The 22,518-nt window shown below is 66.1% G+C and carries 24 protein-coding genes and 1 pseudogene; 9 read left to right on the top strand and 16 right to left on the bottom strand.

What is annotated here, in order from left to right; genetic code table 11:
* Nucleotides 1–153: 153 nt before the first annotated feature.
* Genes ABZS43_RS05275 through ABZS43_RS05255 form a run of 5 tightly spaced genes read right to left on the bottom strand, consistent with a single transcriptional unit; the run spans nucleotide 154 to nucleotide 5,846 of the window.
* Complete coding sequence (locus ABZS43_RS05275; protein ID WP_355034553.1) at nucleotides 154–1,209, bottom strand: acyl-CoA dehydrogenase family protein; 1,056 nt, start codon at nucleotides 1,207–1,209, stop codon at nucleotides 154–156.
* The gene (locus ABZS43_RS05270) at nucleotides 1,206–2,237 is read right to left on the bottom strand and encodes an acyl-CoA dehydrogenase family protein (RefSeq protein WP_355034552.1); all 1,032 of its coding nucleotides are present in this window, start codon (nucleotides 2,235–2,237) and stop codon (nucleotides 1,206–1,208) included. The genes ABZS43_RS05275 and ABZS43_RS05270 overlap by 4 nt, the downstream gene beginning before the upstream one ends.
* Complete coding sequence (locus ABZS43_RS05265; RefSeq protein WP_355034551.1) at nucleotides 2,234–3,376, bottom strand: acyl-CoA dehydrogenase family protein; 1,143 nt, start codon at nucleotides 3,374–3,376, stop codon at nucleotides 2,234–2,236. Before ABZS43_RS05265 ends, ABZS43_RS05270 begins: the two co-directional genes overlap by 4 nt.
* Nucleotides 3,376–4,296 (bottom strand): enoyl-CoA hydratase, encoded by a 921-nt coding sequence (locus tag ABZS43_RS05260; RefSeq protein ID WP_355034550.1) that lies wholly within the window; start codon nucleotides 4,294–4,296, stop codon nucleotides 3,376–3,378. Before ABZS43_RS05260 ends, ABZS43_RS05265 begins: the two co-directional genes overlap by 1 nt.
* Nucleotides 4,293–5,846, bottom strand: a complete 1,554-nt coding sequence (locus ABZS43_RS05255; protein WP_355034549.1) for a FadD3 family acyl-CoA ligase — start codon at nucleotides 5,844–5,846, stop codon at nucleotides 4,293–4,295. Before ABZS43_RS05255 ends, ABZS43_RS05260 begins: the two co-directional genes overlap by 4 nt.
* Nucleotides 5,847–5,954: 108 nt before the next feature.
* On the opposite strand from ABZS43_RS05255, the gene ABZS43_RS05250 reads away from it, so the two are divergent.
* Both ABZS43_RS05250 and ABZS43_RS05245 read left to right on the top strand, forming a co-directional pair.
* A complete protein-coding gene (locus ABZS43_RS05250; protein WP_355034548.1) occupies nucleotides 5,955–7,145 on the top strand; it encodes an acyl-CoA dehydrogenase family protein in 1,191 nt (396 codons plus the stop codon).
* Complete coding sequence (locus tag ABZS43_RS05245; protein ID WP_355034547.1) at nucleotides 7,142–7,939, top strand: SDR family oxidoreductase; 798 nt, start codon at nucleotides 7,142–7,144, stop codon at nucleotides 7,937–7,939. The genes ABZS43_RS05250 and ABZS43_RS05245 overlap by 4 nt, the downstream gene beginning before the upstream one ends.
* A gap of 122 nt (nucleotides 7,940–8,061) precedes the next feature.
* Here the strand turns inward: ABZS43_RS05245 and ABZS43_RS05240 are convergent, their stop codons facing one another.
* From ABZS43_RS05240 to ABZS43_RS05220, 5 genes and pseudogenes are all read right to left on the bottom strand, one after another.
* Nucleotides 8,062–8,586 carry a phosphoribosyltransferase gene (locus ABZS43_RS05240; RefSeq protein ID WP_355034546.1) on the bottom strand — a complete coding sequence of 175 codons (525 nt, stop codon included), beginning with the start codon at nucleotides 8,584–8,586 and terminating at the stop codon, nucleotides 8,062–8,064.
* A gap of 401 nt (nucleotides 8,587–8,987) precedes the next feature.
* Nucleotides 8,988–9,845 (bottom strand): DNA-processing protein DprA, encoded by an 858-nt coding sequence (locus ABZS43_RS05235; RefSeq protein WP_355034545.1) that lies wholly within the window; start codon nucleotides 9,843–9,845, stop codon nucleotides 8,988–8,990.
* A gap of 281 nt (nucleotides 9,846–10,126) precedes the next feature.
* Nucleotides 10,127–11,211 (bottom strand): annotated as a pseudogene (locus ABZS43_RS05230) (N-6 DNA methylase).
* An 80-nt stretch (nucleotides 11,212–11,291) separates the two neighbouring features.
* A complete protein-coding gene (locus tag ABZS43_RS05225; RefSeq protein WP_355034544.1) occupies nucleotides 11,292–11,765 on the bottom strand; it encodes a DEAD/DEAH box helicase family protein in 474 nt (157 codons plus the stop codon).
* Nucleotides 11,762–12,067 carry a hypothetical protein gene (locus ABZS43_RS05220; RefSeq protein WP_355034543.1) on the bottom strand — a complete coding sequence of 102 codons (306 nt, stop codon included), beginning with the start codon at nucleotides 12,065–12,067 and terminating at the stop codon, nucleotides 11,762–11,764. The genes ABZS43_RS05225 and ABZS43_RS05220 overlap by 4 nt, the downstream gene beginning before the upstream one ends.
* Before the next feature lie 158 nt (nucleotides 12,068–12,225).
* Between ABZS43_RS05220 and ABZS43_RS05215 the strand changes: the two genes are divergently transcribed.
* Both ABZS43_RS05215 and ABZS43_RS05210 read left to right on the top strand, forming a co-directional pair.
* On the top strand, nucleotides 12,226–12,381 hold the full coding sequence (locus ABZS43_RS05215) for a hypothetical protein (protein ID WP_355034542.1): 156 nt from the start codon (nucleotides 12,226–12,228) through the stop codon (nucleotides 12,379–12,381).
* 550 nt (nucleotides 12,382–12,931) lie between these two features.
* Complete coding sequence (locus ABZS43_RS05210) at nucleotides 12,932–13,378, top strand: serine hydrolase (protein WP_355034541.1); 447 nt, start codon at nucleotides 12,932–12,934, stop codon at nucleotides 13,376–13,378.
* Nucleotides 13,379–13,491: 113 nt separating this feature from the next.
* On the opposite strand, the gene ABZS43_RS05205 is transcribed toward ABZS43_RS05210, so the two are convergent.
* Nucleotides 13,492–13,983, bottom strand: a complete 492-nt coding sequence (locus ABZS43_RS05205) for a hypothetical protein (protein ID WP_355034540.1) — start codon at nucleotides 13,981–13,983, stop codon at nucleotides 13,492–13,494.
* A 241-nt stretch (nucleotides 13,984–14,224) separates the two neighbouring features.
* On the opposite strand from ABZS43_RS05205, the gene ABZS43_RS05200 reads away from it, so the two are divergent.
* The 4 genes from ABZS43_RS05200 (at nucleotide 14,225) to ABZS43_RS05185 (ending at nucleotide 17,114) form a co-directional block, all read left to right on the top strand.
* Entirely contained in the window at nucleotides 14,225–14,386 is a 162-nt protein-coding gene (locus ABZS43_RS05200) for a hypothetical protein (RefSeq protein WP_355034539.1), read from the top strand.
* 104 nt (nucleotides 14,387–14,490) lie between these two features.
* Complete coding sequence (locus ABZS43_RS05195; RefSeq protein ID WP_355034538.1) at nucleotides 14,491–15,222, top strand: hypothetical protein; 732 nt, start codon at nucleotides 14,491–14,493, stop codon at nucleotides 15,220–15,222.
* A 42-nt stretch (nucleotides 15,223–15,264) separates the two neighbouring features.
* Complete coding sequence (locus ABZS43_RS05190; RefSeq protein ID WP_355034537.1) at nucleotides 15,265–15,915, top strand: TetR/AcrR family transcriptional regulator; 651 nt, start codon at nucleotides 15,265–15,267, stop codon at nucleotides 15,913–15,915.
* Nucleotides 15,916–15,923: 8 nt separating this feature from the next.
* Nucleotides 15,924–17,114: an acetyl-CoA C-acetyltransferase gene (locus ABZS43_RS05185; RefSeq protein WP_355034536.1), complete on the top strand. Its 1,191-nt coding sequence runs from the start codon at nucleotides 15,924–15,926 to the stop codon at nucleotides 17,112–17,114.
* A 39-nt stretch (nucleotides 17,115–17,153) separates the two neighbouring features.
* Here ABZS43_RS05185 and ABZS43_RS05180 read toward each other — a convergent pair whose 3' ends face one another.
* Nucleotides 17,154–17,981: a helix-turn-helix domain-containing protein gene (locus ABZS43_RS05180; protein ID WP_355034535.1), complete on the bottom strand. Its 828-nt coding sequence runs from the start codon at nucleotides 17,979–17,981 to the stop codon at nucleotides 17,154–17,156.
* A gap of 102 nt (nucleotides 17,982–18,083) precedes the next feature.
* Here ABZS43_RS05180 and ABZS43_RS05175 point away from each other — a divergent pair, with 102 nt between their 5' ends.
* Nucleotides 18,084–18,839 carry an SDR family oxidoreductase gene (locus tag ABZS43_RS05175; protein WP_355034534.1) on the top strand — a complete coding sequence of 252 codons (756 nt, stop codon included), beginning with the start codon at nucleotides 18,084–18,086 and terminating at the stop codon, nucleotides 18,837–18,839.
* Between the two features lie 114 nt (nucleotides 18,840–18,953).
* On the opposite strand, the gene ABZS43_RS05170 is transcribed toward ABZS43_RS05175, so the two are convergent.
* Genes ABZS43_RS05170 through ABZS43_RS05155 form a run of 4 tightly spaced genes read right to left on the bottom strand, consistent with a single transcriptional unit; the run spans nucleotide 18,954 to nucleotide 22,483 of the window.
* Nucleotides 18,954–20,045 (bottom strand): nitronate monooxygenase, encoded by a 1,092-nt coding sequence (locus tag ABZS43_RS05170; RefSeq protein ID WP_355034533.1) that lies wholly within the window; start codon nucleotides 20,043–20,045, stop codon nucleotides 18,954–18,956.
* Nucleotides 20,042–20,827: a CoA-transferase gene (locus tag ABZS43_RS05165; RefSeq protein ID WP_355034532.1), complete on the bottom strand. Its 786-nt coding sequence runs from the start codon at nucleotides 20,825–20,827 to the stop codon at nucleotides 20,042–20,044. The genes ABZS43_RS05170 and ABZS43_RS05165 overlap by 4 nt, the downstream gene beginning before the upstream one ends.
* Nucleotides 20,828–21,709 carry a CoA-transferase gene (locus ABZS43_RS05160; protein WP_355034531.1) on the bottom strand — a complete coding sequence of 294 codons (882 nt, stop codon included), beginning with the start codon at nucleotides 21,707–21,709 and terminating at the stop codon, nucleotides 20,828–20,830.
* 9 nt (nucleotides 21,710–21,718) lie between these two features.
* On the bottom strand, nucleotides 21,719–22,483 hold the full coding sequence (locus tag ABZS43_RS05155) for an enoyl-CoA hydratase family protein (protein WP_355034530.1): 765 nt from the start codon (nucleotides 22,481–22,483) through the stop codon (nucleotides 21,719–21,721).
* Nucleotides 22,484–22,518: the final 35 nt, after the last annotated feature.

Here is a 22,518-nt window from a genome sequence, read left to right as displayed (position 1 = left end):
GTGTCCGAACGCAGCGTTTCGACTGAACCGCCTGCGCCGACGCGATACGGCCTCGCGTTTGGGGCCTGCGATTACGGCTGTGCGGCGTGCTACCGGCGGACAGTGCACAGTCATCCCCAGGAAACGGCACTCCTGGGGATGACTGTGCACCGATTACGCGGGCTGCGTCAGCGGCCTGCGCGGTGTGCCGAACAGGTGGGCGTCGCCGTGGGCGCGCTTGAAGAACAGATGCGCGTCGTGCTCCCAGGTGATGGCGATACCGCCGTGCATCTGCACCATTTCCGACACGATCGTGGTGAACGCTTCCGAGCAGTGGATACGCGCGGCCCACACATCCTCGGCGGCCGAAGGGCTGCCATCGGCGACCGCGACAGTGGCCGCGTTGGAGGCGGATTCGGCCGATTCCACCAGGACGTACATATCGGCCATCCGGTGCTTGAGCGCCTGGAAACTGCCGATCGCCCTGCCGAATTGAATCCGCGATTTGGTGTATTCGACCGTGAGTTCCAGACAGCGCCGCGCGGCTCCGACCTGTTCGGCCGCGACCGCGGCCCACGCGATCTCCCGCAACCGCGCGGCGACGACGAGGGGATCGCGGTCACCGAGGCGACGAGCGGGCACCGCGTCGAAGGAGATCTCGGCCAGTTTGCGAGTCGGATCCATGGTGGCGACCGACCGCCTGGTCATCCCCGCGGCATCCCCGGCGACCTCGAACAGTCCGGTGGTGGTCACCACGATCAGAGTGTCGGCCTGGAGTCCGTCGAGGACGTAATGCGCCGTGCCGGTGAGTATTTCCCCGCCGGCGTCGACTCCCGGCTCATCCCAGCCGTCCGCGCCCGCCCAGCACACGGCGAGGGTGCCCGCGCCCCGCGCGACCGCGGGCAGCAGCCGCGCGGCGGCATCGGTGTCGCCGGAGAGCAGTACCGCCTCGACCCCGAGCACGGCAGAGCCGAGCATCGGAACGCCCGCCAGGGTGCGACCCAATTCGCCGACGACGAGCAGGGATTCGACGATGCTCGCGCCGATCCCTTCGTACTCCTCGGGGATGGCGAGCGCCGCGACGCCGATCTGCTCGCACAGCAGCCGCCACAGCTCCCGGTCGTAGCCGGGATCGGTATCCATCCCGGCGCGGACCGCCGCGCTGGTCGCGTGTTTGGTCAGCAGGGCTCGCACGGAGGCGGTGAATTCCTGATGTTCGGCGGCGCTCATGCGGTGCCCCGCAGCGCGCGTTCGCGAACGGCCTCGTCACGCAGCGCCCGCGCGATACGCGAACGATGCAGATCCATTGTGCCCCAGGCTGAACGAAGGGCGGTGACCTTGGTCAGCCAGAGCGACAGATCGTATTCGGCGGTGTAGCCGATCGCGCCGTGTACCTGCAGCGCCGCGCGGGCAGCGGCGTACGCGGCATCGCCGCAGGCGATCATGGCGGCGGAGGTATCGCGGCCCCGGGTCGGCGCGGCCGTGGTGAGCGCCGCGCGGAACAGCAGCGGCTCGGCCAGATCCAGCCCGATCAGCACATCGGCCAGTTTCTGTTTGACGGCCTGGAATTCACCGATCGGCTTGCCGAACTGCTTGCGCTGCTTGGTGTATTCGGTCGACGCGTGCAGCAGCGCGTGTCCGGCGCCGAGCAGTTGCGCGGCGGCGGCGAGCACACCGGCGTCGAATGCCGCCGCTGCCGCCTCCAGCACGGACTCACCCTCGATGAGCACGTCGTCCGGCGCCACCTGGAACAGTCGGCGGGCGGGGTCGATCGAACGCACGGGCCCGGTGCGGCGTGCGGTGCACAGCCGGTCACCGTCCACGAGCAGCGCCACCTCGGCGGTATCGGCGTCCAGCGCCACCGGATTGCGGCCGGGGGCGGTGAAGGCCAGGGTGCCGAGCGCGGCGCCGTCGGAGAATCCGGGCAGCCAGCGGTGCGCGAGTTCCGCTCCGGGCAACGCCTGCAACAGCGCGGGTATCGCCGCGGCGGTCTCCACCACCGGTCCCGGCGCGGCGGCCCGGCCGATCTCCTGGAAGGCGACGACCAGATCGATCGCCTCGGCCCCCATGCCGCCGTGCCGCTCCTCGACGGCAAGGCCGAGCGCGCCCGCGCCCGCCAGTTGACGCAGCAGGCCGCGACCGAGCCGAGGATCACCCCCCGCCCAGGCGCGCACCGCGGCGGGGGTGCGTCCGGCATCCAGTAGTTTGCGCAGGCTGGTCCCGAAATCGAGTTGTTCCGGGCTGAGCGCGAACCTCATCGGCTGCTCCCTCTCGGTAATCCGAGCAGCCGCTCGGCGATGATATTGCGCTGGATCTCGTTGGTGCCCGCGTAGATCGGGCCCGAGAGCGAGAACAGGTAGCCGTCGGTCCACGGTCCAGCCTGCTCGCCAGCACCGCCGAGGACATCCAGCGCGGTTTCGTGCATGGCGATATCGAGTTCGGACCAGAACACCTTGGTGATGGAGGACTCCGCACCGAGTTTGCCGCCCTCGTTCAACCGGGTGACGGTGTCGAAGGTGTGCAGGCGGTAGGCCTCGCTACCGATCCAGGCGTCGACCACGGCGTCGCGCTGTGCGGTGTTGGTGCGGTCGCCGACCTCGAGCCACAGGTCGATCAGGCGCTGCGCGGTGGCGCTGAAACGGCCGGGACTGCGCAGCGAAAGGCCGCGCTCATTGCTGGATGTGCTCATCGCCACCCGCCAGCCCTCGCCCGGTTCGCCGATCACATCGCGGTCGGGCACGAAGACGTCGTCGAGGAAGATCTCCGCGAAACCCGGCTCCCCGTCCAGCTGCGGGATCGGCCGCACCGAGACGCCGTCGGCGGTGAGGGGGAACATCAGATACGTGAGTCCGCGGTGCCGTTCGGCCTCGGGATCGCTGCGGAACAGGCCGAAGGCCCAGTCCGCGAAGGCCGCGCGGGAACTCCAGGTCTTCTGTCCGCTCAGCAGCCAGCCGCCTGTGGTGCGCTTGGCCGTCGACCGGATACCGGCGAGATCGCTGCCCGCTTCGGGTTCGGACCAGGCCTGCGCCCAGATATCGTCACCGCGCGCCATCCGGGGCATGATGCGCGACAACTGCTCCTGGCTCCCGTGCTCGAACAGGGTCGGCGCGAGCAGGAAGATGCCGTTCTGGCTGACCCGGCCCGGTGCGCCCGCGGCGTAGTACTCCTGCTCGAAAAGCACCCATTCCAGCAGGGACGCGTCGCGCCCGCCGTACTCCCGCTGCCACGAGACGACCGAGAGCCGCGCGTCGGCGAGGGTGCGCTCCCACTCGCGGTGCGCCTCGAACCCCGCCTTCGTGTCCATGGACGGCAATGGACTTTTCGGCGTGTTGGCGGCGAGGAATTCGCGGACCTCGTCCTGGAATTCCCGCGTCGCCTGATCCAGATCCAGATCCACTACGCTGTCCCGTTCTGCTGAGCTGCTGTGTCTTGCCGAGGCGCGGCGTCGGCGGCCGTCGCGGTGGCCTTCATCGATTTGGCGTTCATACCGCCCAGCGAATCGGCCCCGATCTCGGCATTGTGGGCGTGCGCGAAATGGTGCAGCCCGAAGACCGAATCCATACCGCTGCGCATCCCCATCAGATCCTCGGCCTGATTCACGGCCTTCTTGGTCAGCGCGAGGCCGAATTGCGGCATGGTGGCGATCTTCTCGGCCAGTTCCAGCGTGCGTTCTTCCAATTCCGCGCGCGGCACCACCCGGTTCACCATGCCCCATTCCTTGGCCTGCGCGGCGTCGAAACGGTCCCCGGTGAACAGGAATTCCTTCGCGGCGCGCGGACCCATGACCCACGGGTGCGCGAAGTACTCCACACCCGGAATGCCCATGCGCACAACGGGATCGGAGAAGAAGGCGTCATCGGAGGCGACGATCAGATCGCAGACCCAGGCCAGCATGAGGCCACCGGCGATACACGCGCCCTGCACCATGGCGATGGTCGGCTTGGGGATTTCGCGCCAGCGCCTGCACATTCCGAGGTATACCTCGGTCTCACGGGAGAAACGCTGATCGCCGCCGACCCGGTCCACGTGGTCCCACCACAGCGTCGCCTTGTTCTCGTAGCGCACGTGATGATCGCGGCCGGGGGTGCCGATATCGTGCCCGGCGCTGAAATGTTTGCCGTTGCCCGCCAGCACGATCACCTTGACGTCGGGATCTTCGACGGCGCGCACGAAGGCGGCGTCGATGGCGTAGGTCATCACCGAGTTCTGCGCGTTGCGGTAGTCGGGCCGGTTCAGCGTGACGATCGCGATGGGGCCGCGCGTCTCATAGGTGACGACCTCACCTTCGTCCGGAACCCCGTTCTCGTCCGACATCATTTCTCCTCACGTAGTTCGCGCTTGAGCACTTTCCCGGCGGCGCTGTAGGGCAACCGATCCCGGAATTCGACGAAACGCGGCACCTTGAAATTGGCGAGCACGGCTTTCGTGTGGGCGCGCACCTGCTCTTCGGTCACCGTCGCGCCCGGTTTGCGGACCACATAGGCCTTGCCCACCTCGCCCATCCTGGTATCGGGCACGCCGATCACCGCGGATTCGGCCACCCCGTCGAGCCGGGCCAACGCCTGTTCGATCTCGGCCGGATAGACATTGAAGCCGCCGGAGATGTACATATCCTTGAGTCGGTCGGTGATGCGCAGATATCCGCGTTCGTCCAGCACGCCGATATCACCGGTGTGCAGCCACCCGTCGGCGTCGATGGTCTTCGCGGTGTTCTCGGGATCGTCGAGGTACCCCAGCATCACATTCGGTCCGCGCAGCAGCACCTCACCCGCATCGCTGAGTCGCAGTTCGAAACCGGCGATCGGCCCGCCGCAGGTGTTGGCGATGGTCTCAGCGTCGTCGTCGGGCTTGCACATGGTCCCGAATCCGGACGCTTCCGACAGGCCGTACGCCGTGACGACGATGTCGAATTCGAGTTCCGAGCGCATCCGTTCGATCAGCACCACCGGCACGGTCGCCGCACCCGTGGTGGCGACGCGCAGCGAGCTGAGGTCGAACTGTTCGCGGCCGGGGAAATCCAGGATGGTCTGATAGATGGTCGGCGGGCCGGGCAGCACCGTGATCCGCTCCGCGCCGATCAGGCGCATGGTCTGCGGCACGTCGAAGGTCGCCTGCGGAACGATCGTCGCCCCGGTGACCAGGCAGGCGAGGATGCCCGCCTTGTATCCGAAGTTGTGGAAGAACGGATTCACCACCAGGTAGCGGTCGTCGCTGTTCAGCGTGGCGCATTCGGCCCAGGCCCGCACCACCGACAGCGCCTGCCGGTGCGCGACGAGGGTGCCTTTACTGCGCCCGGTGGTGCCCGAGGTGAAAAGGATGTCGGAGATATCGTCCGGGCTCACCTCTTCGGCCCGTTCGCGCGCGTCCTCGAGGGTGACCGACCGCGCGAATTCGGCCAGCTCCGACCAATTCGCCACGGTCGCTTCCGATTCCACCGAGGTTCCCGGCTCCACTGGAATGACCACGATCGTGGGTATATCCAACTCCGGCGCGGCCGAACGCAATTCGGCGAGCCGATCCCGCCCGAGGAAGGTGCCCGCGATGAAAAGCGCCTTGGCGTCGACGCGGCCGAGCACATCGGCGGCCTCGTCGGCGACGTAGCGCGTATTCAGCGGCACCAATCCGGCCCCGACATAGTGGGCGGCCAATGCCGCGACCACCCAGTGGTGGGTATTGGGGGCCCACATCGCCACCCGGTCGCCCCGACCCACACCGCGCGCGATCAGTGCGCGCGCCACCTCCTGAACGGCACCGAGTAGCTGAGCCCAGTCGAGCCTGACCTCGCCGTCGGCGACCGCGGGTAATGCGCCGAACAGGCGCGCGGCGTCGTGCAGCGCCATCGGTGTCGTCTGTGCAGGGGGTGTCACGGTTGTCCTCACCGTTCGTGCTGGCCCATCGCCGGTCGATCCGGGGACGCCGGACCGATCAGGTCGACAATCTAACAAAGCAAGTGCTTGGTAGGTTATCCTACCGTCGTGGTTGCGATCCAGACCTCAGACTCCGACACCGCCGCGTCCGACGGGCGGTTTTCGGCAGAAGTGCGCGAGTGGTTGGCGGAGAATCTCAGCGGTGAGTTCCGCGAACTGCGCGGACTCGGCGGACCCGGCCGGGAACACGAGGCATTCGATGAACGCCTCGCCTGGGACCGGCACCTCGCCGCGGCCGGGTGGACCTGCCTCGGCTGGCCGAAGGAATACGGCGGTCGCGAGGCCACCGTGCGCCAGCAGGTGATCTTCCACGAGGAATACGCCAAGGCCAACGCGCCAGCGCGGGTCTCGCATATGGGTGAGGAACTGCTCGGCCCGACCGTTCTCGCCTTCGGCACCCAGGCGCAGAAGGATCGGTTCCTGCCCGGGATCCGCAATGTCACCGAGCTGTGGTGCCAGGGCTATTCCGAGCCCGGCGCGGGCTCCGATCTCGCCGCGGTCAGCACCGCGGCCCACCTCGACGGTGACGAATGGTCGATCAACGGCCAGAAGATCTGGACCTCGCTGGCGCACGTCGCCGACTGGTGTTTCGTCGTCGCGCGCACCGAGAAGGGTTCGACGCGCCACAAAGGCCTGTCCTACCTGCTGGTTCCCATGAAGCAACCCGGTATCGAGGTGCGCCCGATCATCCAGCTCACCGGCACATCGGAATTCAACGAGGTCTTCTTCGACAACGCTCGTACCGCCGCCGACCTGGTCGTCGGCACTCCCGGCGACGGCTGGCGCATCGCCATGGGCACCCTGACCTTCGAACGCGGCGTCTCCACCCTCGGCCAGCAGATCCGCTTCGCCCGTGAACTCGCCGATATCGAGGCCCTGGCGCGACGCACCGGTGCGGCCGACGACCCCCTCATCGCCGACCGGATCGACCGGGCGTGGGTCGGGCTGCGGGTATTGCGCGCGCACGCCCTGCGCACCATGGAAGGCACCGGCGTCGACGATGGGGGACAGGCCTCGGTCGCCAAACTGTTGTGGGCCAACTGGCATCGCGGCCTCGGCGAACTCGCCATGGCAGTACTCGGTCCGGCGGGTCTCGTGGCAGGTGACGACGATCTGAACGAATGGCAGCGGCTGTACCTGTTCACCCGCGCCGACACCATCTACGGAGGTTCGAACGAAGTGCAGCGCAACATCATCTCCGAGCGTGTGCTCGGTCTCCCGCGCGAGGCTCGGCCGTGACCGGCCCGCTGTCCGTCGCGCCGCGGCCCGTTCCCGGCCACGGTCTGCTGACCGGACGCGTCGCGGTCGTGACCGCCGCGGCGGGCACCGGAATCGGTTCGGCCACCGCGCGCAGGCTGCTGGCCGAGGGCGCCGACGTGGTCGTCTCCGACTGGCACGAGCGACGCCTCGCCGAGACCGAGGTGGAACTGAAAGGTGAATTCCCGGACCGCAGGATCGCCGCCATCGCCTGCGACGTGCAGCGCACCGAACAGGTGAACGCGCTGGTCCGGGGTGCCGCGCAGGCCATGGGCCGGGTCGACATCATGGTCAACAACGCCGGGCTCGGCGGTGAGACCCCCGTGGTCGACATGACCGACGAGCAGTGGGACCGCGTCCTCGACATCACCCTCAACGGCACCTTCCGCTGCACCCGCGCCGCGCTCGGATATTTCCGGGAAGCGGGGCACGGCGGCATCATCGTGAACAACGCCAGCGTGCTCGGCTGGCGCGCCCAGTACGGTCAGGCGCATTACGCGGCGGCCAAAGCGGGCGTGATGGCGTTGACCAGGTGTAGCGCGGTCGAAGCCGCCGAACTCGGTGTGCGAATCAACGCCGTCGCGCCGAGTATCGCCAGGCACGCCTTCCTGGACAAGGTCAGTTCCACCGAACTGCTCGATAGTCTTTCCGAGCGCGAAGCCTTCGGCCGCGCGGCGGAACCGTGGGAGGTCGCCGCGACCATCGCCATGTTGGCCAGCGACTACACCTCGTATCTCACTGGCGAGGTGGTCTCGGTCAGCAGTCAGCGGGCGTGACGACGGCCCTGGTCTGGGCGGACAGTGTCGTCCGCGAAGGCCGCAAACCTGTCCGATCGAGGCGAGAATGTCCACGCAGACCGGTTGCTCCGGACACACCGTGCGGTCCGAGCGGTCGCACTCTATGTCTGCGAAGCGGAAACCGAGTACTGTTTCACGGCTGCGCACGGCCGACCGTGCACAGGGCAACGCAGAACATCGAATCCGTCACCGAGCGAGTCGATCAGCGTCCTGTGATCGTCCCAGTCCCAGCGTAACCATCGCGCTATGCACAGGATTGTCGCGGTCGCAGCCCCGGCTGTCTTCACCGCAATCGCCGCCCCCTGAGCGCTGGCACCGGTAGTCCAGGTGTCATCGACGATCAGCACATGTTTCCCCTGCACTCGCTGGCGCCATCGCTCATCGATCTCGAATCGGTCGGCTGTCATCTTCCGTTTGATATCGCTTCCTGGACCCGGCCTCATCAGAAACTTCGGCATAGGCGCGGTTGCGAAATTGAATTTGGGCAGGGTGGCATTGGCCAGCGCCGCGACGGGATGCGTCGCGTCGGGCCGCTCCTTGGAGGGAACGAACGTCAGCGCATCCCAGGTGTGACCCAGCCATGACTGCAGACATTTCCGGTGCATGTCCACCATCACCGAGATCATCAGTTGTAGATCCTCGGAGCATTCGTGGACGGGTGGGGTACCACGGTAGCCCTTGTAGGTGAGCATGTGGTGGGCCGACTGGTGGCGACCTCCCGGCATGTTTCCCACAGCGTAGGTGAGCAAAATGGTCCGGTCGGCCAACAGGTCGCCGAAGGTCCGGCGGCCTCCATCGCACGGTCCACACAGCCCCGAGCCCGACGGGCCACGACAAACACCGCATACGCCAGGAGCGTCCGGTGGATACGCATTGGAGAAGAATCCGCCGACTCGATCGCGCACAATACCCCGCAACAGCAGCGCATCGGGCGACGTAGCAGGCAACTTCTCCTGCGACGCGTGCTGAACTTCGCGAGCCAGGATTTCCTTGAGCCGTTGGAAGGGCGGATCCTGTGAGGGGCGAGTCAACGAATCCCTAGCAGTTCGATGAACGTCGAACGCTCGAAGATGATTCGGAGCGCGTGCTCGACTGCCTCGACCGGAGAGCGGGCGATATGTACACCGGGTTCGTCCTGCATCGCGCGACCCCACGAGGTGGACTGGACCACATGTTCGTTCATGATGACCGGTCGCCCGTGTGCGACTGCTTCTCGCGCCTGGATTCTGGTACCGCTCTTCTCACCGGCCTCGACGATCACGGTCGCTGTCCCGTAGGCGCTCATTGTGACGTTGCGAGCGGGGAATGACCATCGTGACGGCCCGTACTCCGGAAGGAAGTGGGTCAGCAGCATCCCTTGCTCGGCGATAGTGCTCTGTAGGCTCCGATTCTCCTTTGGATATACGTGATCGAGGCCGTTTCCGAGCACCGCTACCGTTCGACCGTTCGCATCCAACGCGGCTTGATGCGCTGCGGTATCGATTCCCTTGGCGAGACCCGCGATCACCGTCACGCGATTCGTCACCAGTTCCTGCGCAACATGGCGAGCGAACTTCAGACCTTCCTCGGAGGCATTGCGGGATCCCACGATGCATACTCCGGTGTCGCGTGATATGCGCCGACCGTGTGTGAAGACCACCGGCGGCATCTGCCGCACCGAGCGCAGTCGCTCGGGGTAACTGGGATCCATAAAGGTGTGCATCTGGAACGGTGCCTGTTTCCAGGATTCGACGTCGCGTGTCGCTCTGTCGAGAATGTCGGCCTCTTCGCTCGTGCCGAACAAATTGTCGGGATGTTCGTTCAGCCACAGTTGGCGCGCGCTGCCGATATTGCTGACCTGTTCGGTCAGGGCGGACCACTCGGTCCTCTTCGGTGTCAGGCGCATCATGGCAACCAGCGCGGCGCTGTCCCGATCGTCGTCCCAATCTGGTCGCCGACCGCCTGCGGCCGGCTCATCGCACCTCGAAGAGGTGTGCGCATTCGTCACTTACACTCCTCAGATCGATATCGAACTAATGTTCGAATTATGGCACGTGGCCACGACGGACTCCTGCGGTTTCGTGCGTTGTCCGACGCTAGCGTAGTCCGACTACCCCGGCATCGGATGGGCTAACTCGGCCATAGCGGTGCGGTCGGCGGACCGCGTTTGCCGGGGACCGGATAGACCTACAGTTCCGGTCCGGCCGCCGCGCTCTCCAACGCCGCCGCGACCGCTTCGAACTCCGCCAGCGCGGCGGTCAGATCTTCGACGATCTCGCGGGCGATGATCTCGGGTGCGGGCAGGTTGTCGGTGTCTTCGAGAGACTCATCTCGCAACAAGGTGATGTCAAGGTTGGTCTTGTCGCGGGCAATGAGGTTGTCGTAGGTGTACGACTTCCAGCGCGCGGATTCCTCGCGTTCGGCCCGGTCCTTGCCGACGAGGTACAAGTCGACGAATTCATCGAGGTGGCGGCGGCGCAGCGGATTCTGTTTGAGGGTGAGGTGTTGGTTAGTGCGCAGGTCGTACACCCACGGCTTGCTGGTCCACGGTTGTTCTGACGCGGGCTTCTTGTCGAAGAACAGCACGTTGGCCTTGACGCCCTGTGCGTAGAAGATGCCGGTGGGCAACCGCAGGATGGTGTGCAAGTCGAAATCGTTCAGCAGTTTGCGCCGCAGGGTTTCGCCCGCCCCACCTCGAACAGCACATTGTCGGGTAGCACCACAGCGGCACGGCCATTCATGTCGAGGATCGTCATGATGTGCTGGAGGAAATTGAGCTGTTTGTTGCTGGTGGTGACGATGAAATCCGAACGTTCGATCTCGCGATCCTCACGCACCTCCCGCCCATCGGCCGCGACCATCGTCAGTGACGACTTGCGCCCGAACGGCGGATTGGAAAGGACCACGCTCCAGCGCTGTCCGGGATCGGCGGTGAGCGCGTCACGGACTTCGATGAGCGAATCGCCGGTCGGGGTGCCGATCCCGTGCAACAGGAGATTCATCGCGGCCAGCTGGGCGGTGCCGTCGACCAACTCGAAGCCGGTGGTGAAATCGTCACGCAGGTGGGCGCGTTGGGTGGGCGTGAGATTCTCGGCACCGCGCGCGGCGTGTTCGTGGGCGACAAGAAGGAAGCTGCCCGTGCCGCAGGCCGGGTCGACGACGGTGTCGGCCACCCCGGGGTCGATGACATCGACGATCCCGTTGATCAGTTCTCGCGGAGTGAAGTACTGCCCCGCGCCGGAGCCTTTGTCGGAAGCGCCTTTCGAGAGCAACTCCTCGTAGGCGTCACCCTTGATGTCGGTGCCGGACGAGGACCAGTTCTCCTTGTCGATCAGATCGACGATGAGCCGCTTCAGTTTGGCGGATCAGCCGCCGCACTTACCCTCACCGTGGGTGGCCGACGTTGTCCGGCGAGATTGTTGCGGTCGACCAGGAACAGGACGCGGGTGAAGCCGCCGAATTTCAGCAGACGGTAGGACTGTGTCACGGCGGTGTAGGTCTTGCCCGCGCCCGTCGCCATCTGCACCAGACTGCGCTTGTAGCGCTGCTCGGACAAACTCTTCTCGATACCTCGGATCGCCGTGATCTGCGCGGGCCGCAAACCTGACGTATCCAACTCGGGAAGCGAGCGCACTTTGCCGCGCCAGGTGGGAGCCTCCGGGTCTGCCTCGGCGTCACGGAGAATGCGGGCCAGCGTGGCGGGCTTGGGGAAGTGGAACAGTTTGCGGGCGCGGGGTTCCGGGTCGTAGCCGTTCGTGAAGTGGAGTTCGGTGCCGCTCGACTCGAATACAAACGGCAGCCGCCCGTCCACCGTCAGTGCCTTCAAACGAACCTCGGCGGCAGGCCATCCGCGTACATCGCGGACTGCCACTCCACCCCCGACAGGGGCGTTCCCATCGGTTTGGCCTCGATGACGCCGACCGCCTTCTTGTCCATGTAGAGCAGATAGTCGGCACGGCCGTGTCCCCGCGTCATCGTGACCTCGCGGACAGCGACGCCCTGCGCGGCGAAAAGATTGAGTTCGCGCCTGTCCTGCACGGCCCAACCGGCGGCGGCGAGTTGGGCATCGATCAGTGCCCTGGCGCGTTGTTCCGCAGCGAGAAGTTGTTCCGCGGGCTTGTCGCTCATAACAATCGAAGATATCGGAGGAGAACGACATTCGCCGACGATCGTTTCGCAGGTCCCGGGATCGGCAGGTATTCGTGATCTCGAGGCTGATGAATTACATGAATTACAGCGCGAGCGACCTCTATTGAGCGGTCTGAACGCGGTGGTACCGCTCGGTCATGAGCGATGGACCTTCGCCGCTGAGCACGAATTTCTCGGTGGTGCCGGATCAGGTGCGTGACGTCGGTACGTACGTCTATGAACTGTCGGCCGCGTTGCGGTCGGCGCTCGATTCGGCGGGTAAAGATGTCTACAGGTTGACCGAGGGAGGCTGAACCGACAGCGCGGCAGAGGATTTCGCCGAGGGCGGGGCTGATGTGCGTGAGGGCGGCGCAACGGTTGATCGGGCAGTATTCAGTACAGTTCCGGTTTAGCCCCCGCGCTCTGCCCCAACACGGCCGCGACCGCTTCGAGCTATGCCAGCGCAGTGGTCAGGGCGTCGATGATCTCGCGGCAGTCGAGTCCGGGAGTCCGGGCAGCGGTGGACGGTAGGATCCCTCCGTCGGGTCAGGCGGTCCGATGAGAGGAAAAGGACAACTGAATGCTGACGAAAGCTACTGCGGCGGCGCTCGCAAGTGCTGCGCTGATCGGATTTTCCGGTACCGGGACTGCCTCTGCGGGGGAAGAGATTGCTGGGCAGTTCGCGGGACCGAATGGTCGCAAGCTGTGCCAGCAGGCTGTAAATAGCTATCCGCCGGGAGTTGCGTCGTGCCGACTCGCACACGGCGATACCTATACACTTTTCGTGGACTGGAGCAAACAGGGGAACGGTGGTCGCCCGAGTACTGGTTCCGCTGGCAGTTCGTAGCCCGGTACTCCAGGCTGATGTCCGCAGTACTCCAGCACGATGTGTTCGCGGGCTTGAAGTTCCTACCGTCGGCTCATGCGTATACGAGCCTTCGCTCGTCCGATCTGCACAGCTGCGGTGCTCCTGTCTGCCTGCACGACGAGCACGGTCGAGCCCGCCTCCGCACCATCGGGCGCAGCCGCCCTCGTGGACACGGTGCGCGGCGATCTCGACGCGGTGATCCGCGCTCGGGTGCCGGGGCCATTGCCACGCTCACCGAAAACGGCGCCACCACCGTGGTGACCGCCGGTCTCGGCGATATCGCCGAGGGAACCCCGATCCCTACCGATCTTCCCCAGCATGTCCGGGTCGGTAGCGTCACCAAGACCTTCACCGCCGTGATCGTGCTGCAACTGGTGGCCGGACACAGGATCGACATCGACCCGGTCGATCGACACGTATCTGCCCGGTCTGCTCACCGGTGACGGCGTGGACAGACACGCCACCGCCGTCCGCGACTTCCGCGGTCTGCCCGCGTCACGACGATTCCACGCCCTGAACAGAAGTGAGGCTGCATCGTGCGCGCTGACCGTGCCGGTCAGCGCGCAGTCGGGGGAAAGGGGACCGGCGACCCCGGCCGATCACCGCGTCGTCCTGCGGTATACGGCAGGGCGTACATATAGAGGCCGGAGAACAGGAGTGCGGCCAGGGGCAACAGCGGCAGGTAGGACACCCAGACAATGGGTTCCTTCTGTGCGAGGGCGAGGAAGGTCGCCAGGACGGTCACGACGAACACGATGGCCGACCCGCGATGCAGGCGGCGGGCGCGCGGTGCGGTCGAGCCGCCCGCCGCTGCCCCGACCTGCCTTGCCGGGCCGTCCGCGGTCCCTCGGCCGCGACGTCCGTCGACGTACCACGACACCAGCATGAACAGGCCGGAGAACAGGAGCAGGGCCAGCGGGGGCAGCGGTACATACGACACCCAGACCGGCCCCTTCAGCGCCACCACGACGACGGTGACAACGACGGTCGCCGTGAAGACGACAGCGAGTACACGATGCGTCTGCCGAACCCGCATGTTCCGATTCATCGATTCTCCTCTGATTCGAGCCGCCGTCGCCCGGCGATCCGCCGGGGAGCTTCAATCACGACGACATTAGCTATGGCCGGTGACCTGCGCTTCTCGATTCCTGATCGTTTCGCGAACGGTCGTTTCGAAGGACCCGGATGACACTCCCGAGGAGCCACCGCATCCCCGACTGACGAGCAGTCCGCGTCGTAGGCCGGGCAGACCGAGCTATCCGACGATGGTGTCAAGTGGTGGCCATCAGGTGGGCGTCAACCGAGGCGAGGACCATCCCGACGAATCCTCGGGCCCGGTGATGTCATCGCTGCGCGCGGCCGCCGCGGCGCAGCCCAGCGGACTCGAGTGGGCGGGTGCCGGGTGGCGGTCGACGCTCGCGCTGCCGTCGCTCGGACATGTGCGCGCATGAGGCCACGGTGATGGCGCTGATCAGGGAAAAAGGGGGCGCGGTGGGCTGTCGGGTGTGCCATGCTGAGGGTGGTCGGATCCCGCACTCCCTAAGGGGCGATGGCTATGGGCACGAATCGCCCACGCGCCCGCGAACAACTGGAACTCGAAGTGGTGCGCGATGTCGTGCTGGCCAAACGCAGAGTGGACAGCCTCGTACTCGCGGCGCTGACCCTGGGCGCCGAACTCATGGCGCACGAATCCGCGCGGGCCACCGCGTGCAGGGCCGCCCAGATCCTCGAACAGTTCGCCGTCGATGAAGCCGAGGTCACCCGTGATCCGCGAGGCGCGCTGCGCGCCGACACGGCGCGTGCCCACGAGCGCGCCCGCCGCATCGGACTCCACCCCGAGGCCGGTGTGCCCTCCGAACGGGATCGGCACAGGCAGCGGCAGATGGCGCTGATGCGCGAGGTGCGCGCGGATCTGCTCGAACTCGTCCACAAGAGCCGCAGGTTCCGCTTCGATCGCGTCGCCTTCGCCGACGAGATCGCGGCGGGACTGTGCGCCGCCACCGACAAATTGGTCATCGGCTCCGATATGGAGACCTTTCAGGCCTGGCAGCGCGGCATGGTGCTGAAACTTATCGAACAACCGACCCCGCACGGCCCGCCCCGGGTCATGGCGACCGTGGACGCGGGCCCGGAGCGCGGCCCCGTCACCGTCGAATGGGACAGCTGCGAACGACGACTCGCCCTGGTGGCCCGCATGGTTCGCGCGGGAATTTCCCCCGTGCTCATCTGCGACCGACTGCTCGCCGACCTGTCGATGTCGTCCCCGCTGCGCTATTCGTCACGCTGACGCCGCTGGCACCAAGCAAATGCTTGGTTGTACTATGACGTGGTGACCGCACCGGACTCCTCGAAATCAGCGCGCCGCAACGAGTTGCTGGCGCTGGCGGCCGACCTGTTCGCCGAGCGAGGACTGCGTGCGACCACCGTCCGCGATATCGCCGACGCGGCCGGAATCTTATCGGGCAGCCTCTACCACCACTTCGATTCCAAGGAATCGATGGTGGACGAGATCCTGCGCGGTTTCCTCGATGACCTGTTCGGGCGCTATCGCGAGATCGTCGCCGCCGGACTGAGTGCGCGAGATACCTTGGAAGCCTTGGTGATCGCGTCCTATGGATCGTTCGACCGGTTCCACGCCGCCGTCGCGATCTACCAGGCCGAGGCCAAACGGCTGCGCGACTCGGAGCGGTTCACCTATATCGCCGAGTACAACACCGAATTCCGTGAACTCTGGCACCGGGTGCTGAAAAACGGTGTCGAAGACGGCAGCTTCCGCGCCGAGATCGATGTCGAACTGGCCTACCGATTCCTGCGCGACACGGTGTGGGTCGCGGTGCGGTGGTATCAGCCCGGCGGCCCCATCACCGTCGACAACCTCGCCAAGCAATATCTGACCATCGTGCTGGACGGGCTCACCGTCCCAACGGCTACGCAAGCCATCGGCTCCGGGTCGGTCGTACCCGAGGGCAAGTCCGAGTAGGAGATTCCATGTCTGCACCATCCGCCCGTCGGCCCTACGCCCCGCTACGGGATGCCTATGTGATCGACGCGGTGCGCACTCCGGTCGGCAAGCGCAACGGCGCGCTCGCCGACGTGCACCCGGCCGATCTCGGCGCCGCCGCCCTGCGTGGGCTGCTGGATCGCAATCCGGTCGACCCGAAGCACGTCGACGATGTGATCGTCGGCTGCGTCGACAATGTCGGACCGCAGGCGGGCAACATCGGGCGTACGGCGTGGCTGACCGCCGGATTCCCGGAGGAGGTTCCCGGTGTCACGGTGGACCGCCAGTGCGGATCTTCCCAGCAGGCCATCAATTTCGGCGCGCAGGCCATCATGAGCGGCACCGCCGAGGTGATCGTCGCGGGCGGTGTCCAGAATATGAGCCGGATCCCGATCTCCGCCGCCATGCTGGCGGGTAAGGAATACGGCTTCGACTCGCCGTTCGTCGGTGCCGAGGGCTGGGATCACCGGTACGGCACCGAAGAGGTCTCCCAATTCCGCGGCGCGCAGTTGATCGCCGAGAAATGGGATATCAGCCGCGAGGATATGGAGCGGTGGGCGCTGCGCAGCCACGAGCGGGCCCGCGACGCCATCAAGAACGGGCGCTTCGACAAGGAGATCGTGCCGGTCGGCGATTTCTGGATCGACCAGGGCCCGCGCGAGACCAGCCTGGAGAAGATGGCCTCGCTGCCCGCGCTCGCCGAGGGCAGCCCGCTCACCGCGGCGATTGCCAGCCAGATCTCCGACGGTGCGAGCGCCACCCTGCTCGCCTCGGAATGGGCCGTGCAGGAATACGGTTTGACGCCGCGGGCACGCGTCCACCACGTCAGCGCGCGTGGCGCGGACCCGATCTTCATGCTGACCGCGCCGATTCCGGCCACCAAATGGGCGCTGGAGAAGACCGGCCTCACCATCGACGATATCGACGCCGTCGAAATCAACGAGGCGTTCGCGCCCGTGGTACTGGCCTGGTTGAAGGAGACCGGAGCCGACCCGGACAAGGTCAATGTCAACGGCGGCGCGATCGCCCTCGGACATCCGCTCGGAGCCACCGGCGCGAAACTGTTCGCGACGCTGCTCAACGAACTCGAGCGGGTGAACGGCCGGTACGGGCTGCTCACCATCTGCGAGGGCGGCGGCACGGCCAACGTCACCATTATCGAACGACTGGATCGCTGATCTCGTTCCGTGGTGGCGCGGCGTGCCGTGCCGCCACGGTCATCTGCTCGCCGCCGACAACGACCGGAACACCTCGGCGGTAGGCGAATTCGGTGCGGCGCAATACACGATCATGCGCTGATCGGTATCGCTGATATGCAGTACCTGGCATTCGAATTCGAGGTGCCCGAATTCGGGATGCTCGACCTGTTTACGGTGCGTGCGCCGGGTCTCGACATCGTGATCGTGCCACATGGACGCGAATCTCGGTGCGGTACCGAGTAATTCGGTGACCAGCGAGGCGATGGCTGGATGTCCGGGATAGCGGGCGTAGGCCGCGCGCAGGTCGGCGACCGTGGAACGGGCGAAGGCGAGGGTGTCCTCGTCCGACCATCGGGGGTGCTCGGCCGCCGTGCGGAATGTCCAGCGCACGATATTGCGTTCGGCCTCGGGCACGGTGGCCAGATCGCCGATGAACGGCACCGCCGCCCGATTCCACGCGAGCACGTCGTAGGTCGCGTCCACCACGTAGGCGGGCGTCTCGGTCATGCTGTCGAGGATGAACCGGATCGATTCCGGCACAGTGCGATTCGGGCCGACCACCGGTGCCGGATGATATCCGGCCAGGCGGAGCAGGTAATCGCGTTCGTCCACGGTGAGCAGCAGCGCTCTGGACAGGGCGGCGAGCACCTGTTGCGAAGGACGCGGGCCACGGCACTGCTCGAATCGGATGTAGTACTCGACCGATATGCCCGCCAATTGGGCGACCTCCTGCCGTCGCAGGCCGGGGGTACGGCGCGGGCCGGTCTCGGGGAGGCCGACATCGGCGGGACGCAGGCGGGCGCGTCGCGCTCGCAGGAATGCCGCCAGTTCGGTCTTGTCGGTCACCGATCCAGTGTCGATGATTCGAGTGGTCGCGGGGGAGGTACAGCCGATACCACGTTCGAAGGGGCCTCCCCGACGGCCGTATGCGGTGGAAATCTCAGTGATATGACAACCATCGCATTGATCACCGGCGCCAATAAGGGGATCGGATTCGAAACGGCCCGGCTGCTGGCCGCGACGGGGATGACCGTCCTGATCGGAGCGCGCGATACCGATCGCGGCAAGAACGCGACAGCGAGATTGGCGGCCGAGGGAGCCGACGCCCGGTTCGTTCCCCTCGATGTGACCGACGCGGAGTCGATCGCCGGCGCCGCCGCCGATATCGACGCCGAATTCGGCAGGCTCGACGTCCTCGTCAACAACGCGGGCATCACGGGTGGACTCGACGGTGACGGTAAACCGTCCTCCACGGCCGTGAGCACCGTGCGAGAAGTGTTCGAAACCAATGTCTTCGGCGTCGTCGCGGTCACCAACGCCATGCTGCCGCTGCTGCGCCGTGCCGAAGCCGCCCGCATCGTGAACGTGTCGAGCGAGGTCGGTTCCTTCGGCATGATGATGGATCCGGACAGTCCGATGTGGCCGGTGGCCGCGATCGCCTATCCGTCATCGAAAACCGCGCTGACCATGGTCACCGGGATGTACGCCAAGGAGTTGTGGGATACGCCCATCAAGGTCAACGCCGCCAATCCCGGCTATTGCGCGACAGATCTCAATGGCCACAATGGATTCCGCACGGCAGCGCAGGGGGCCGAGGTGAGTGTGCGGTTGGCGACCCTGCCCGCCGACGGTCCGACCGGCCAACTCTGGGGTTACCGCTGGGGAGGTGCGGGCAAGGACGAGTACGGTGTGCTGCCCTGGTGAACGCGAGCCGCCCGGATCGGTGATCCGGGCGGCTCGTTCGGTACGAACCCTCGACGGGTCGATGTTCCCGCGGTGACAGCGGCCGTCATTGATCGGCGGCCCCATTTCGAAACATCAAGCAGAGGGCTCGGCGGCCGCGGTCTCCTCGGTCAGCGCGCCCATCGCGTCGATCCGCGCCGCCGCATCGGTGACGATGCGCTCGATCAGATCCCGGCAGGTGGGCAGATCCTCGATGATGCCGGTGACCTGTCCGGCCGCGAGCACACCGGCGTGGGTATTGCCCTCGACCAGTCCCGCGCGCAACAGCATCGGGGTATTCGCGGCCATGACCACCTGCGACCAGGTCAGATCCTTCTGCTTGCGCATGGCGAGACCGTCGCGAACCATGGTCGACCATTTCATGCCGGTCATACTCTTGAACCGGGCGGCGTTGGCGAGGGCCGCGCTCAGTCCGCGCCAACGGCCCGAATGCTCCAGACGTTGCACCAGTTCGGTATTGAGCACCCGGTGCGGCATGCCGTCGACCTTCGTCGAGACCACGGTGTCCTGCAGTTGCCTGCTCAGGTACTCCTGTTTGACCGCGTCGGGAACCGTGCTCTCCTGCGTGAGCAGGAAACGGGTGCCCATGGCTACTCCCGCCGCGCCGTAGGCCAGTGCGGCGGCCAGGCCGCGGCCGTCGAAGAAACCACCGGCGGCGACCACCGGAATGTCCACCGCGTCCAGTACCGAGGGCAGCAGCAGGGTGGTCGCGACCGGACCGGTGTGACCGCCGCCCTCGCCGCCCTGCACGATCACCGCGTCCGCGCCCCACGAGGCTACTTTCACCGCGTGCTTTGCCGCGCCGATGGACGGAATCACCACGACGCCGGCGTCTTTGAGTTTCGCGATCAGATCTTGCTTGGGCGCGAGCGCGAACGAGGCGACCGCCACCTTCTCCCGGATGAGCAGATCTATCCGCTCGGAGGCGTCGGTGGCATCGGCGCGGATATTCACGCCGAAGGGCTTGTTCGTGTGCGCCTTGGTCTTCGCTACGGCGGCCTCGAGTTCATCGAAAGTCATGGTGGCAGAGGCCAATATGCCGAGACCGCCCGCATTCGAGGTCGCCGAGACCAGACTCGGCCCTGCCACCCAACCCATACCTGTCTGCACGACCGGATGCGCGATACCGACGAGCTCGGTCAGCGGCGTCCGGATCCGGGGTGTCATGCCGGTACCTCGGATTCGCGAATCTTCCTGGGATCGAGCACATCGCGGATCAATCGCAACTCCTCGGCGGTGGGCAGCCGGGTTTCGCCCGCCTCGGCCAGGCCCGCGATCTCGAAGGAGGTGTTCTCGGCGACCTCGTCGGCGCTCACGCCGGGATGCAGACTGCGTGCCCGCATGGTGTGATCGGGCCCCTCGAAATCGAAGACGCCGAGATTGGTCACCACGCGGTGCAGATGCAGGAAGCGGAAGGCCGGATTCCCAGGATCGATCTTGTCGTAGCCGACGCCGCTGACGATATCGACCTTGTCGACGAACGTCCGCTTGTTGTGGCGCGGAATCCAGTAGCTGGTGGCGTGATTGAGGGTATTGCCCGGCGCGCCGCGCACACCGAACATCTGCCGGGTCGGCTGCTGCAACGGACCGAAGGCCGACAGATTCTGGTTGCCGTAGCGGTCCACCTGGTTGGCGCCCATCACCACGTGGCGGCGGCCGGAGGCCACCACGTCGAACACCTTGCGGAACGGTATCCAGCCCTCGATGGGGGATTTGCCGCCGAGCGGGGGAGTCTCGGCGAACAACAGCGCCTCGCCGTCGGAGAGCAGCAGATCAGGTTCGGTGGTCAGTTTGGCCAGGCGCGCGCCGAGAATGCTCATCGGCGACATCGGGGAGGCCATGATCTCGCCGGCGCCGCTGAAGATCTCGGCACAGGCCACCGCGCAGATCTCGGCGCGGGTGATGGTCTCGGTGGTCGTTGTCTCGGTAGTAGTCGTTGTCTCGGACATTCACGCCTCCTGGGTGGCGAACGCGCGGACGGCGGCCTGGTACTCGTCTTCGGAGACGGCCAGGTAGGTATCGACGAACCGCTGCCAGGATTCCGGTGTCTTGGCAGAATCCACGTAGTGGCGCTGGAACTTCTCGTCCCGCTTGTAATCGTCGCCCGCCAGGGTGAAGTGCGCACCGCCGGGCGCCTCGACGACTCCGTCGACCATCATGCGGTTGAGCAGCAGCGAGGGCAGCGCAACGGTTTTCACCAGTTCCTCGGTCTCCACCACGCGTTCCACCGACAGGTAGCGCCGCTGCGCCGCCAGGCAGTACAGGTCGTCGAAGTAGGGGTCGACGCCCGTGTAGGCGGCATTGCCGTGTTTGTCGCCGATATTCAGATGCACGAGTGCCGCATCGAGATTCAGCGCGGGCATGGCGGTGAGTGTTTCCGGTGCGCCGCCGGGGCCAGGATACGGCGAGGTGACCGTCCGCAGTTCGCCGTCCCAGAAATTGAACACATCCGAGCCGAGTCCCGCGCGGATCGGCAGGAAGGGCAGCCGCGCCGCCGCCGCCTCGAGCCCGCATTTCAGCATGCCCTCATCCATTTCGCGCGCGACCAGCGCGCCGGAGGTGCGCGCCTTGGCGAACCACGGATCGTAGAACGGGGCCGAATCCAGGGAGACGAAACCGTAGTACGCCTTGCGCACCTTGCCCGCCGAGCACAGCAGTCCGAGATCGGGGCCGCCGTAGCTCACCACGGTCAGATCGGTGATATCCGAGCGCAGGATGGCACGGACCAGCGCCATCGGCTTGCGCCGGGACCCCCAGCCGCCGATGCCGATGGTCATGCCGCTGCGCAGCTCACCGACGACCTCGTCCAGCGACATTCGCTTGTCTCGCATAGCGTTTCCTTACTCCCCGCTCTTCCGCGCTGCCAGATCCTCGTCGAATCTGGCCCTGATCTCGTCGGCGACGCCGGCCAGATTCAATTCGAAGGTGAAACCCTGTTCGTACCGGTAGCTGCGGTGCACGTCCTGCACGTCGATACCGTTGAGCGCCCGCTTGGCCGCGCGGATCACCCGGCCGTCCTTGGCCGCGATGTTCTTGGCGACTTCCAGTGCCGCGGCGTCGAGTTCGGCGCGCGGCACCACCTGGTACACCGAGCCGTGATGGTGCAACTGCTGCGCGGTGATCGTGCTCGCCGTATAGAACAGCGCCCGCATCAGATGCTGGGGAACCAGCCGGGACAGATGGGTGGCCGCGCCGAGCGCGCCGCGATCCACTTCGGGCAGTCCGAACGTGGCGTCGTCCGAGGCGATCACGATATCGGCGTTGCCGACCAGGCCGATGCCGCCGCCGAGGCAGAATCCCTGGACCGCCGCGATCACCGGGACCTCGCAGTCGTAGACAGCGGCGAAAGCGTCGAAACAGCCGTGGTTGGCGTCGATGAGCGCCTGGTGTCCCGGCTTGCTCTGGATCTCCTTGATGTCGACGCCCGCGTTGAACCCGCGATTCTCCGCCCGCAGCACCACGACCTTGGTCTCCTGGTCGCGCCCCGCTTCGCGCACCGCGTCGGCGATGGCGAACCAGCCGTCCGTCGGTATGGCGTTGACCGGCGGATAGTCCACCGTGACCACGGTGATGCCGGTCGATTCGGAGTGACGGTTGATCCCCATCGCATGTCCTTCGCTGTCAGGGTCTTCGGTGCCAG

The organism is Nocardia sp. NPDC005366, from assembly GCF_040606855.1.
GTDB lineage: Bacteria > Actinomycetota > Actinomycetes > Mycobacteriales > Mycobacteriaceae > Nocardia.
Note: the sequence above shows the minus strand (reverse complement) of the source record. Positions and strands in the feature narration are given on the sequence as shown.